Source organism: Brevibacterium pigmentatum, assembly GCF_011617465.1.
GTDB lineage: Bacteria > Actinomycetota > Actinomycetes > Actinomycetales > Brevibacteriaceae > Brevibacterium > Brevibacterium pigmentatum.
The window spans coordinates 2,113,729-2,126,726 of record NZ_CP050153.1 but is presented as its reverse complement, the minus strand read 5'-3'; the positions used below and the strand labels follow the sequence as shown (position 1 = coordinate 2,126,726).

10 protein-coding genes are annotated in these 12,998 nt (G+C 65.3%); 9 read left to right on the top strand and 1 reads right to left on the bottom strand.

Annotation, left to right across the window (positions count from 1 at the left end):
- Nucleotides 1-59: 59 nt before the first annotated feature.
- The 9 genes from GUY30_RS09685 to GUY30_RS09645 all read left to right on the top strand — a co-directional run bounded on the left by GUY30_RS09685 (nt 60) and on the right by GUY30_RS09645 (nt 11,294).
- Entirely contained in the window at nt 60-608 is a 549-nt protein-coding gene (locus GUY30_RS09685; RefSeq protein ID WP_167196757.1) for a helix-turn-helix domain-containing protein, read from the top strand.
- Nucleotides 609-836: 228 nt separating this feature from the next.
- Nucleotides 837-2,582: an ATP-binding cassette domain-containing protein gene (locus tag GUY30_RS09680; RefSeq protein WP_167196754.1), complete on the top strand. Its 1,746-nt coding sequence runs from the start codon at nt 837-839 to the stop codon at nt 2,580-2,582.
- A 110-nt stretch (nt 2,583-2,692) separates the two neighbouring features.
- Entirely contained in the window at nt 2,693-3,880 is a 1,188-nt protein-coding gene (gene dusB, locus GUY30_RS09675) for a tRNA dihydrouridine synthase DusB (protein ID WP_167196750.1), read from the top strand.
- A 2-nt stretch (nt 3,881-3,882) separates the two neighbouring features.
- Entirely contained in the window at nt 3,883-5,190 is a 1,308-nt protein-coding gene (locus GUY30_RS09670) for a deoxyguanosinetriphosphate triphosphohydrolase (RefSeq protein WP_167196747.1), read from the top strand.
- Nucleotides 5,191-5,193: 3 nt separating this feature from the next.
- Nucleotides 5,194-7,272: a DNA primase gene (gene dnaG / locus GUY30_RS09665; protein ID WP_167196744.1), complete on the top strand. Its 2,079-nt coding sequence runs from the start codon at nt 5,194-5,196 to the stop codon at nt 7,270-7,272.
- A 78-nt stretch (nt 7,273-7,350) separates the two neighbouring features.
- A complete protein-coding gene (locus GUY30_RS09660) occupies nt 7,351-7,995 on the top strand; it encodes a TetR/AcrR family transcriptional regulator (protein WP_167196741.1) in 645 nt (214 codons plus the stop codon).
- A 44-nt stretch (nt 7,996-8,039) separates the two neighbouring features.
- Complete coding sequence (locus GUY30_RS09655; protein ID WP_228281220.1) at nt 8,040-9,803, top strand: MDR family MFS transporter; 1,764 nt, start codon at nt 8,040-8,042, stop codon at nt 9,801-9,803.
- Nucleotides 9,745-10,710 (top strand): D-2-hydroxyacid dehydrogenase, encoded by a 966-nt coding sequence (locus tag GUY30_RS09650; protein WP_167196736.1) that lies wholly within the window; start codon nt 9,745-9,747, stop codon nt 10,708-10,710. Before GUY30_RS09655 ends, GUY30_RS09650 begins: the two co-directional genes overlap by 59 nt.
- Nucleotides 10,707-11,294 carry a hypothetical protein gene (locus GUY30_RS09645; RefSeq protein ID WP_167196733.1) on the top strand — a complete coding sequence of 196 codons (588 nt, stop codon included), beginning with the start codon at nt 10,707-10,709 and terminating at the stop codon, nt 11,292-11,294. Before GUY30_RS09650 ends, GUY30_RS09645 begins: the two co-directional genes overlap by 4 nt.
- Before the next feature lie 264 nt (nt 11,295-11,558).
- Here GUY30_RS09645 and GUY30_RS09640 read toward each other — a convergent pair whose 3' ends face one another.
- Entirely contained in the window at nt 11,559-12,986 is a 1,428-nt protein-coding gene (locus GUY30_RS09640) for a glyceraldehyde-3-phosphate dehydrogenase (RefSeq protein WP_167196730.1), read from the bottom strand.
- Nucleotides 12,987-12,998: the final 12 nt, after the last annotated feature.

The window sequence follows — 12,998 nt, the reverse complement described above, 5'->3', positions numbered from 1 at the left end:
GGTGAAGTTTCCTTTGTGAGATGTGATTCTATGATCCAAGAATAGAATATGATGCTCCAATGGCGAAAGAAGAGGATCTCGGCGCACGTGTCTTCGGCGCCCGCATCAGAGCCCGGCGCAAGTACAACAACCTCACCCTCAACGAACTCGCGGTTCGGGCCGGACTGTCCCGGGCCGCATTGTCGAAGATCGAACGAGGAGAGCAGGACACATCGGTCTCGAATGCCATGGGCCTCTCCCGTGCCCTCGGCGTCGACGTCGGCGAACTCCTGGCCGCGCCGGAAGTCACCATCACCCGCAGCGAGACGATCCCCACGTCCTCGACCTTCGGGAAAGGAGTCTGGCGTCGGGACCTGCCGTCGGCGATCGAGAACATGGACGTCGTCCACTACCGTCTCGACCCGCGCAGCGAGACCTCGGCTTTCGCCGCGCACCGCAGCGGATCGCGTGAGAGTTTCTTCGTCCTCAAGGGCAGAATCGAGATCGTCACCATCGATCGTCGTACGACCCTGCATGCCGGCGACTGCGCCCAAGCTCCCGGCGACGTGCCGCATCAATTGGCCAACCCCCACGATGAACCCGCCGAACTCATGCTCATCATTGTCTGACCCCATCCTTTTTACTACCTGACGGCGGCCCAGCAACCTCGCGCCAGGTTGCTGGGCCGCCGTCAGGTAGTAATAAGGGGTGGTCTTGACCCGGCGAGCTGCCTCGGCGATCATTGTTATGTTCCATTTCCGACGAAAGACGTCTCTGCTGTGAAGTGAATCCTCATACCGTGACTTGCGGGTGCCACGGGCCCGCAGCGCTTCTGCGTACACGAAATGAGGACCCTCATGCCTGCAGCAATCACTGTGTCCGAACTGGACTACCGCCTCGGCGACGATACCGAGATCTTCTCCCGACTCACTGCCACCATCCCTGCTGACCTCGTCGGATTGGTCGGCGACAACGGGATCGGCAAATCCACTTTCGCCCGAATTCTCGCAGGTAGCCTGCACGCCTCGGCGGGAACCGTCACGGGCACCTACGGTGCGGTCTACATCGATCAGCTGCTGCCGCATTCCACGCAGCGGGTCGATTCCGCATTGGACATCGCCTCCGTTCGACGAGCTCTGCGCCGCGCCCTGGACGGAGAGGCGACCGGCTCCGACTTCGACCTCATCGGCGATGACTGGGACATCGAGGAGCGTGCCCTGGCGGCCCTGTCCGAACTCGGTCTGCACCTGAGCGCGAGCGACCTCGACCGGAGTCTGAGCAGCTTCTCCGGCGGGCAGGCCACACGCATCGGACTGGCCCGAGCGGCGCTGGTCGGCGACGCCTGGCTGATCCTCGACGAACCGAGCAACAACCTCGACGAGGATGGGCGGGCGCTGCTGACGACGCTGCTCACGGAACGCCGCGGACCGACCCTCGTCATCTCCCACGACCGAACTCTGCTGACCCATATGACCTCGATCATCGAGATGACCGAGCGGCTGCGCGTCTACGGCGGGAACTTCGATGACTACGAAGCCATGGTCGCCGCTGAAGAGGAAGCCAAGCAGCAGAAGGTCACCGATGCGAAGAAGTCCCACGAGGTCGAAAAGCGACAGCGGATCGAACTGGAGACGAAGCTCGCACGAGCCGACCGGAAAGCCAAGAGGGATAAGGAGAGCAAACGTCGACCGAAGATCGTCATGAACGGGCTGACGAACTTCGCCGAGAAGTCAGCGGCCAAACGGCGTGGCGACAAAGCCGCCGACGAGGCGGCGGCCTGGGACGAACTCACCGATGCCAAGGATGCCCTGCGTCGGACCTCGAGCGTCCGCCTCGACCTGCCCGACACCCAGGTCCATGCGACCAAGCGGGTCCTCGAGATCTCCACAGCCGCCTCGGCGAAGTCCGAGCGACCACAGACGATCGTCGGGCCGGAGCGGATCCGACTGACCGGACCGAACGGGGCCGGGAAATCGACCCTGCTGGCGGCGATCCTGGCGGCCGCGGACGGCCGTGCCTCAGACGGTGGCACCGCGGATGACCGTGCTGCGGACAGCGGCTCCGCGAACGGACAGGCCACCAGCGGCGAGGGCGAACGTGACATAGCCGGGGGACACACCCGGTTCGACTCCGGTCCGCCGGTCGCCGGACTCTTCGGCGACCTCGACATCACCGTCGCCGCCCCGACAGCCCACCTCGACCAGCAGTACCGACTGCCGGGAGAGCTGACGGTGATGGAAGCGGTGCGATCGGGCAATCCGCAGCTCGACCCGCACCGCGTCTACGAAGTGCTCGCGGCCATGGGACTGCGTGCCGGACGCACCGACCAGATCTGCCGGACCCTGTCCGGAGGGGAGCAGTTCCGCGTCGCCTTGGCCTCGGGACTCCTCCAGGATCCGGCGCCGCAGCTGCTCATCCTCGACGAACCGGGCAACAATCTCGACCTGTCATCGCTCGAAGCGCTGGTGACCGCTCTCGAAGGATTCGGCGGTGCGATGGTGATCGTCACCCACGACGACCGACTCGCCTCCGAACTCTCCGTCGACACCGAATGGGACGTGCGGGAATTTCTGCGCTCCGAATCAGTTGATGTGAACATGTGAGTCGACGCCACGGGGGAGGAGCGCGTCCGCAGCGGCACGGATTCCGGGCGTGAACAGGTGAGGAGAAGCAGGCGAATGTGCGATTTTGACTTGACTGGGATAATGGTTGCGTGAGTGTCATCAGCCCTGCCCCAGAAACCGCATCCCAGAAGCCCGAAACAGCCCTGCGCATCGGGCCCATCGAGTTGTCCTCGCCCGTCGTGCTCGCGCCCATGGCCGGGATCACGAACACCGCCTTCCGCCGACTGTGCCGCGAATACGGGGCAGGACTCTATGTGACCGAGATGGTCACCACTCGGGCGCTGGTCGAGCGCAGCCCGAAGACGATGCGGATCATCCACCACGAACCCTATGAGACCCCGCGCTCCGTCCAGCTCTACGGAGTCGACCCGGTGACCATGGGCCAAGCCGTGCGGATGCTCGTCGAGGAGGACCGCGCCGATCACATCGACCTCAACTTCGGCTGCCCCGTCCCCAAGGTCACCCGCAAGGGCGGCGGCTCCGCGCTGCCGTGGAAGCAGGACCTGTTCACGTCAATCGTCACAACGGCCGTCACCGAGGCGGCACGCCGGGACGTGCCCGTGACCGTGAAGATGCGCAAGGGCATCGACGCCGACCACACGACGTTCCTCGACGCCGCCGAAACCGCTCGCAACGCCGGCGTCGCCGCCGTCGCCCTGCACGGACGCACCGCCGCCGATCTCTACTCGGGCACCGCGGACTGGGACGCGATCGCCCGGCTCAAGGACCACCTCGGCGACACCGTTCCGGTGCTCGGCAACGGCGATATCTTCGCCGCCGAGGATGCCCTGGCCATGATGGCCAAGACCGGCTGCGACGGCGTCGTCATCGGCCGCGGCTGCCAGGGACGGCCGTGGCTGTTCGGCGACCTCGCGAACGCGCTGAACGGCAGCGACGAACGCCACCGTCCCGGCCTCGCCGAGGTGGCCCGAGCCGTGTACAAACACGGCGAATACCTCGTCGACCATTTCGAGGACGAATTCCTCGGCGTTCGTGACCTGCGCAAACACATCGCCTGGTACTTCAAGGGCTACCCCGTCGGAGGAGAGCTGCGCAGCCAATTGGCCATGGTGTCCTCCCTGGAGGAGCTCGCCGGACTGCTCGACCAGCTCGACAAGGACGCCCCGTACCCGGGAGAAGCCGCCGAAGGCTCGCGCGGCCGCACCACCCGGCCGAAGAAGCCGCACCTGCCCGAAGGCTGGCTGGACTCCCGCATCTTCGATCCCAGCGGGAAGTCGCTGCTGTCGGAGGCCGAACTCGACATCTCAGGAGGATGAGAATGCCCTTCGACACTCACCCGCACACCTCGGTGCGGACGGGTACCGTGGCGGTCTACTCGCCCTGGGACGAGGAACGGTGGGTGAGCGAACCGGCGAAGAATCCACGACGCTCGGCCTTCCAGCGCGACCGTGCCCGCGTCCTCCACTCCTCGGGTCTGCGCCGCCTCGGCGCGAAGACCCAGGTCGTGTCCCCGGGAACGGACGACTTCGTCCGCACCCGGCTGACTCACTCCCTCGAAGTCGCCCAGGTCGGACGCGAACTCGCCCGCTACCTCGGCTGCGATCCCGATATCGTCGACACCGCCTGCCTGTCCCACGACCTCGGGCACCCGCCCTTCGGCCACCACGGAGAGACGATCCTCGATGCCCTCTGCGCCGACATCGGCGGCTTCGAAGGCAACGCCCAGACCCTGCGCCTGGTCACCCGCATCGAACCGAAGGTCATCGCCGACGACGGCCGCCCGGCCGGTCTCAATCTGTCCCGTGCGAGCCTCGACGCCCTGACGAAGTACCCGTGGCCGCGAGACGAAGCCACGGCCGGTCGCCGCGACTCCGGGGTTCGCAAATTCGGTGTCTACGATGACGACAGGGCCGTCTTCGACTTCTACCGCGACGGCATCGACAACGGCCAGAAATGCATCGAAGCCCAGGTCATGGACTTAGCCGACGACATCTCGTACTCCGTCCACGACGTCGAGGACGCCATCGTCGCAGGCCACCTCGACCTCGCCGACTTCGCCGCCGAGAGCCGCCGCGCCGAACTCTTCGAGATCACCCGCCAGTGGTATCTGCCGGAGACCACCGACGCGGAGATGGACAAGGCGCTCGGCCGGCTGCAGGCCGCCGCCTACTGGCCCAAGGAGGTCTTCGACGGATCCCGACGTGCTCAGGCCGGTCTCAAACACATGACCAGTCAGCTCATCGGGCGCTTCGTCGGTGCCGCGGAATCCGCGACGCGTGAGGAGTTCGGGTGGGAGCCGCTCGCGCGGTACTCGGCCTCGCTCGTCGTACCCGAGGCGACCACCGTCGAGATCGCCGTGCTCAAGGGCATGGCCACACTCACGGTGATGGTCGCCGAGGATCGGCTGCGGCTCCACGACATCCAGGCCGCAGTCATCAACGAACTCGCCGACTGGTATTGGCACTCACCGAACAAACTCGACCCGATGTTCCGCGCCGATCACGCCGAGGCCGCCGACGACGCGGCACGGCTGCGCGTCATCGTCGACCAGATCGCGTCCCTGACCGACCACTCCGCCTGGGCCCTGTACCACCACCTCAACGCCGGAGCGGAGGATCGGCTCTAGACCATGGCCGGACTCATCAAACGCGAGGACATCGACGAACTGCGCAGCCGCACGCGCATCGACGAGGTGATCGGGGAATTCGTCACCCTCAAGACCGCGGGGATCGGATCGCTCAAGGGCCTGTGCCCCTTCCACGACGAGAAGACCCCGTCATTTACCGTGCGACCGCAGGTCGGGATGTACCACTGCTTCGGCTGCGGAGAGTCCGGAGACGTATTCACCTTCCTGCAGAAGGTCGAGCAGCTCAGCTTCGTCGAAGCCGTCGAGACGCTGGCCGGCAAGGCCGGAATGCACCTGCGCTACGAGGACGGGAAGGGACCGGACCGGGAGCAGGCGAGTCGCCGGCAGCGGCTGCTGGAGATGCACGAAGTCGCGCAGCGCTTCTTCGCCCAGGCTCTGGAGTCCGAGGCCGGACAGATCGGCCGCGAGTTCCTCACCGGGCGCGGCTTCCCCGCCGAGTCGAGCCGAGAGTTCGGAATCGGCTTCGCCCCGAAATCCTGGGATGCCCTGACGAACCACCTGCACAAGGCCGGCTTCACCGATGAGGAGATCCTCGCCGGAGGTCTGGCCAGCGAGGGCGGTCGCGGTATCTACGACCGGTTCCGTGGACGGGTGATCTGGCCGATCAAGGACATGACGTCCCGGACCATCGGCTTCGGTGCTCGCCGACTCTTTGACGATGATAAGGGACCGAAGTACCTCAACACTCCGGAGACCGCTCTCTATCACAAGAACCAGGTCCTCTACGGACTCGACCTGGCGAAGAAGTCGATCGCGAAAACCAAACGCGTCGTCGTCGTCGAAGGCTACACCGACGTCATGGCCGCCCATCTCGCCGGAGTCGACCAGGCCGTGGCCACGTGCGGAACGGCCTTCGGCGCCGAACACGTGAAGATCATCCGACGGCTCCTCGGCGATGACCCGACCGGGCAGGTGATCTTCACCTTCGACGGTGACGCCGCCGGTCAGAAGGCTGCGCTCAAGGCCTTCGAATTCGAGAACCTGTTCACCGCCCAGACCTTCGTCGCCGTCGAACCCGACGGCCTCGACCCCTGTGATCTGCGCATGCAGAAGGGCGACGCGGCCCTGCGCGAACTCATCGACGGGTGCAAGCCGCTCTTCGAATTCGTCATCACCACCGCGATCTCCCGCTTCGACCTCGACACCGTCGAAGGTCGGATCTCCGCGGTCCGTGCCGCCGCCGATGTGCTCACCGACATCCGCGATCGCAACAGCCTCTCCCACTACTACCGGTTCGTCGCCGGCCGCATCGGCGTCGACATCGACGAGGTGGAGGCCGCCGTCCGCACCGCGACCCGCCACCCCAAAGCGAAGCAGAACCGCCAGACCGCCGAGGCACCCACCCGCCAATCGACCTACCGTGACGGTCCACCACCGGCACCGACCGCACCTGCATCCTCGCCGTCGGCCGCACCTGGTCCGGGGCGTGAGCCGGCTCCTGGGCAGGGGCCCGGTCCGGGAACCGAGCCGGGGACTGCCCCGTCCGGGGGTACACACGGGCCCGGTTCCGCCTCGGCGGGGGAGATCTCCGACGAACGCAGCATCGAGTACGTCTATGAGGAACGACCCGATGTCTCGAACCTCTCGGCCCCGATCAACCCCGCCCGGCTGAAGACGGAGAAGGGCGCCCTCATGGTCGCCCTCCAGCACCCCGAGGTCGTCAACGCGAAGCTCTTCGACTCGCTTTCCGCGAAGGCCTTCGAACACCCCGGCTACCGGCGGATCCAAGACGCGATCAAACAGGCCGGGGGACTGGGGGCAGCCGGCCAAGTCCAGTCGAAATGGGCCGAACGTGTCCTCGAAGCCGCTGCCGAGGATCTCAAGCCCTATGTGGCCCAGCTGCTCGTGACACCGCTGCCGGTCATCGAAGGAGACGGGATCGATCGGTTCGCCCGCGGCATCGTCGCCCGCCTCTTCGACTACGACCTCGAACGCATCGCCAAGGAGCTCCACTCCCGACTGCAGCGCCAGGACACTGCTGACGGCGCCGGCCAGGCCGCACTGCTCGGTCAGCTGCAGACCCTCGAACAGCACCGGGCGCGGCTGAAGATGCTCATGTAGAACTCTGCACACCGTGAAATAGTGCACAATTGCAGATTTGCAGTTGGTGAAAGTTTGCATGTGGTGCAAAATGTACCTATGCCCGTAGAAGAAACACTGCGCTCGAAAAATGCGCGGCTGACCCGCAATGCCCTCCATGAGGCGGCGATCACCCGCGTCCTCGAAGACGGCTTGGCCTGCGCCACCGTGGCGAACATCGCCGCAGACGCCGGCGTGTCCACGCGTACCTTCTTCAACTACTTCGAGACGAAAGAGGACGCGATCGTCGGCCTCGGGCCCGAGGTCAGCGTCGACGAAGGCCTTGCCTACGACTACGTCCACAGCCCTGCCGGACTCGACACGCTCGCCGAGGACACGGCGCGCTTCGTCCGCGAAGCGCTACTCATCGGCTCCGTCGACCCCAAACTTCCGGCTCGGCGTCGCCGTCTCTTCGCCCTGTACCCGGAAATCGTGAGCAAGAGCTTCGACCGGGCCGAAGAACTCGAGGAGATCGTCACCAGCCACGTGCTCGACCGACTGCGACACCTCGGACAGGAGTTCTCCTCCGAGGATTCCGCCTGGCGCAGCGCGCGCATGCTCACCCAACTCTGCCGCGTCCCGCTCAATCACGCGGGGCAGGCGATCAAAGCCCATCCCGAGACGGTCGAGCACAAAGGCGGAACGGAAGCGATCTTCGAAGACTCCCTGAGCCTGTTCCGTAAGGTTCTGGACCGACTGCAATGACGAAAGCTGTGATGAGAAGCAACCACGAAACAGATGTGAAGGCGATGCCTGCAACAACCTCGAAGAACTCCGCAGCAGCGGGACCCGGCTCACAGACCGAGCCGATGGCCACCTCTGCGATCATTCTGCTCTTCGTGGGCCTGATGATCGCGATGTTCATGTTCTCGCTCAATCAGACGGTGCTGGCCACCGCGCTGCCGACCATCGTCGGCGAGCTCGACGGCGTCGACCAGATGCTGTGGGTCTCCACCGCATTCATGCTCGCCTCGACGATCATGATGCCCGTCTACGGCAAGGTCGGTGACCTGTTCGGACGCAAGCCGCTGTTCATGTTCGCGATCTGCTGCTTCCTGCTGGGATCGGTCTTCGCCCTCATCGCGAACGAGATGTCGACGCTGATCTTGGGCCGCGTGCTCCAGGGCATCGGCGGCGGCGGAATGATGATCCTCTCGCAGTCGATCATCGCCTCCGTCGTCCCCGCCCGCGAACGCGGCAAGTACATGGGCATCATGGGCTCGGCCTTCGCCGTGTCGTCAGTGGCCGGACCGCTCATCGGTGGCTGGCTGACCGAAGGACCCGGCTGGCGCTGGGCGTTCGCCATCAACTTCCCGCTGGGCATCATCGCCCTCATCGCCGCCGCCGTGTTCCTCAAGGTGCCCAAGCACGACAGGGGCGCAGGCCCACGGCCGAAGATCGATGTCGCCGGCATGGCGCTCGTCTCCATCGTCACCTCCTGCATCGTGCTCACCTCGGCCTGGGGCGGACACGACTACGAATGGGGATCCTGGCAGATCAACGGGCTCATCATCACCGGAGTCGTCGCCGCAGTCGCCTTCGTGTTCGTCGAACTCAAGGTCAGCGAACCGGTCATCCCGATGCACCTGTTCACCAACCGCGACTTCCTGCTGTGCACGATCGCCGGCCTCTTCGTCGGCATCGGCATGTTCGGTGTGCTCTCCTATATGCCCACCTACCTGCAGATGGTCCACGGCATCGACGCCACCGTCGCAGGGCTCATGATGGTGCCGATGATGGGCACCATGCTCGTGTCCTCGACCCTCGTCGGATTCATCGTCTCCCGCACCGGCAAGTACAAGAAGTACCCGCTGACCGGCATCCTCATCATGGCCGCCTCGCTCGTCCTGCTCTCCCAGCTGAAGGCGGAGAGCGCGGCCTGGGAGACCATCGGCTGCCTGGCGCTGCTCGGACTCGGACTGGGACTGAGCATGCAGACTCTCGTCCTCGTCGTCCAGAACGCCTTCCCGGTATCGATGGTCGGTACCGCGACCGCGTCGAACAACTACTTCCGCCAGGTCGGAGCCACCCTCGGCATGGCCTTCATCGGATCCGTGTTCACCCAGCGACTCATGGACAACATCGAGTCCGGAGTCACAGAGATCGCCAAGGCGGCCCCACAGGGTCACATGCCCAAGATCTCCTCGACGGGGCTGACCCCGGAGATCGTGTCGAAGCTGCCGGAGCCGATGCATTCTCTCATCATCACCTCCTACAACGACGCCCTCGTGCCCCTGTTCCTGTGGGTGGCTCCGCTGGCCGTCCTCGGATTCGTCTTCCTCTGCTTCCTGCCCAACACTCCGCTGGCGCAGACGCTGAAGAACGAACCGGCGAAGCGGGAGAACCTCGACATCGGAGCAGAGGATGCAGGTGCTGAGTCCGCGTCGGTTTCCACCCCGGTCGAGGCTTCATCGGTTAGTGTGGCAGAAAGCCCACTGTCCAAGGAGCCGAGGAATGACGGTACTGACCATACTCAACTCACCCGGGACCGAGATCCCCGAACTGATCACTGATCTGGGGGAGCGGGACGGGATCGAACTGCGCATCGCCGAGGCGTCGACCTTGTCCCAGGCGCTGCCCGGCACCGATGTGCTGCTGATGTGGGATTTCTTCTCCACAGCGCTCAAGGATGCCTATGGCAGCGCCGACCGGCTCGACTGGGTCCACGCCGCGGCAGCGGGCGTCGATTCGCTCCTCTTCGATGAACTCGTCGACTCGCCGGTGACGGTGACGAACGCGCGGGGGATCTTCGACCGCCCGATCGCCGAGTTCGTCCTCAACTACATCCTCATGCACGCGAAGGGCTCGATCGGCTCTCTCGCCGACCAAGCCGAGGGGAAGTGGAATCGTCGGTCGACCCGCGACATCGCCGGCACCAAGGCGCTCATCGTCGGCACCGGCGCGATCGGCCGGGGCATCGCCCGTCTGCTGAGTGCCGTCGACATCGACATCACCGGCGCCGGATCGCGAGCCCGCAGCGGCGACGCCGACTTCGGCGAGGTCATCGACTCCGCCACCCTGCCCGAGCATGTGGCTGGATTCGATTGGGTCATCGATATCGCACCGCTGACGGAGAAGACCGAAAGACTCATCGGCGCCGAGGCATTCGCCGCCATGGATGACACTGCCGTGTTCATCAACGTCGGACGCGGCGACACCGTCGACACCGACGCGCTCGTCACCGCCCTGCGCGAAGGGCACATCGCCGGGGCCGGACTCGACGTCTTCGATGAAGAGCCGCTGCCGGCCGACCATCCTCTGTGGTCGATGGACAATGTCATCATCACCCCGCATATGAGCGGAGACACCGACGGCTGGAGAATGCGATTGGCCGAGCAGTTCCATCGCCTGTTCGAACAGTATCTGGCCGGGGAGCAGTTCCCGCACACCGTGGACAAGCAGCTCGGGTACGTGCGGTGAGCCAGGCCGACGACCCCGCGGCACAGAGGGTCTTCCTGGCCAGGGTGATCGCCGAACTCATCGCCGTGCGCCGCGCCCGTCTGCTGAGCATGCTGGTGCTTGCCTTGGCGATGCTCGTCGCCGGACTCGGGGCCGCCCTCCAAGCCCAAGGCGATCGCATCGATGCGGTGCTGCTGTTCTCGGCGTTCAGCCTCATCATGATCGGCATCGTCTGCGCGCTGGGCGCGATCATCGCCTGGACGCGGATCAACCGGGACGTGCTCGACTCGATCGCTGCGTCGCGACCGGCCCGTGCCAAGGCGCCGCGGACGCGGAACGCCGGACTCGCCGTCGCAGTCGGCTTCGCCATCGTCGGGATCCTGTTCGGCATGCTGCTGTGGGCCGAGACTCCGATCCTGGCCGGCGCCGTCGTCATCGCCTGCCTGCTGCTGGCCTGCCTGGGTCCCATCTGGGCGAATGAGCTGGCGAATGCCGATGACCGACTCGCCGTCATCCTCGACAGCGACGACGATCTGGCGGAGCGATTCGCCACCTTCACCCCGATCTGGCTGCATGAGGCCATGGAGTCCGACGCCGCGAAGTAGGCAGAACACCTCGTTGCCGGCAGAACCTCCCGTTCCTGCGGGAGGTTCTGTCATTTTCGAGAGGTTTCGGCGGGAGGTGTAGGGCGTGGCAGTACCGGTGAGGGATGGTGCGGCCCGAAGTGCAGAACTTGCGGCCGCGGGAGGTATAGGGCGCGGCACTGCCGGTGAATGACGAAGGCGCCCGGAGTCCTGGGACTCCGGGCGCCTGTCTCAGCCGGTCACCGACCGCTCATCCGAACGGATCGGCGGGCCGCCTCGCCGATATCAGGGAAAGGCCGGGACGTCGACGTCGGCCATCTTGGCCACGCAGCGCACGACCTGGCAGGAGTAGCCGAATTCGTTGTCGTACCAGACGTAGACGACGACGCGGTCCTCATCGACGATCGTGGCCAGGCCGTCGACGACACCGGCGCGCTTGGAGCCGACGAGGTCGGTGGACACGAGCTCGGGGGAGCTGACGTAGTCGACCTGGTTGCGCAGCGGCGAATGCATCGACACCTCGCGCAGGAAGGTGTTGAGCTCGTCGACGGTGGTGGCCTTGTCCAGGTTGAGGTTGAGGATCGCCATCGACACGTTCGGGGTGGGTACGCGGATCGCGTTGCCCGAGAGCTTCCCGGCCAGTTCCGGCAGAGCCTTGGCCACGGCCTTGGCGGCACCGGTCTCGGTGAGGACCATGTTGAGGCCGGCGGCACGGCCGCGGCGGGAGCCCTTGTGGAAGTTGTCGATGAGGTTCTGGTCGTTGGTGAACGAGTGGACCGTCTCGACGTGGCCGTTGCGGACACCGAACTTGTCGTTGATGGCCTTGAGCACCGGGGTGATCGCGTTCGTCGTGCAGGATGCGGCCGAGACGACCGTGTCCGTGTCGAGGATCGCGTCGTCGTTGACTCCGAAGACGATGTTCTTGACATCGCCCTTGCCGGGAGCTGTGAGCAGGACCTTCGATGCACCGGGGCAGGCGAGGTGCTTGGACAGGCCCTCTTCGTCGCGCCACTTTCCGGTGTTGTCGACGATGATGGCGTCGTTGATTCCGTAGGCGGTGTAGTCGACCTCCGAGGGATCATTCGAGTAGATGACCTGGATGAGGGTGCCGTTGGCCTGGATGGTGCTGTTCTCCTCATCGACGACGATGCTGCCGTCGAAGGCTCCGTGCACCGAGTCGCGGCGCAGCAGGGAGGCGCGCTTGACTATGTCGTTGTCGCCATTGCGGCGCACGACGATCGCGCGCAGACGCATTCCGGTGCCGCCGGCCCGGTCGATGAGGATGCGGGCGAGCAGACGACCGATGCGACCGAAGCCGTAGAGGACGACGTCGCGGACTTCGCCCTTGCCGGACTGCGATTCGACGACCTCGGCGAGCTCGGCGGCGAGGAAGGCGTCGACATCGGCGTTCGGATCATCGAGCTTCTCGATGAGGCGGCCCAGGTCGATGCGGGCCGGAGCCAGGTTGAGCCCTGACAGCGCCTTGACGATGCGGTGGGTGATCTGGATGTCGAGCTCTTCGCCGAGGAAGTGGCGAGCGTAGCGGTGTGCCTTGATCATGCCGGTCACCGACTTGTTCAGCAGCGACCGCCCGAACAGGGTCAGCAGCACGTCGTTCTCACGGTACAGGCGTCCGACTAGCGGAATGAGTTCTTCGGCGGCGGTCTGCTTCTTCGCCCAATCGTCCAGGCGAGCAGTCGTAGCGTCAGTCAAAGGTCGTGTCCC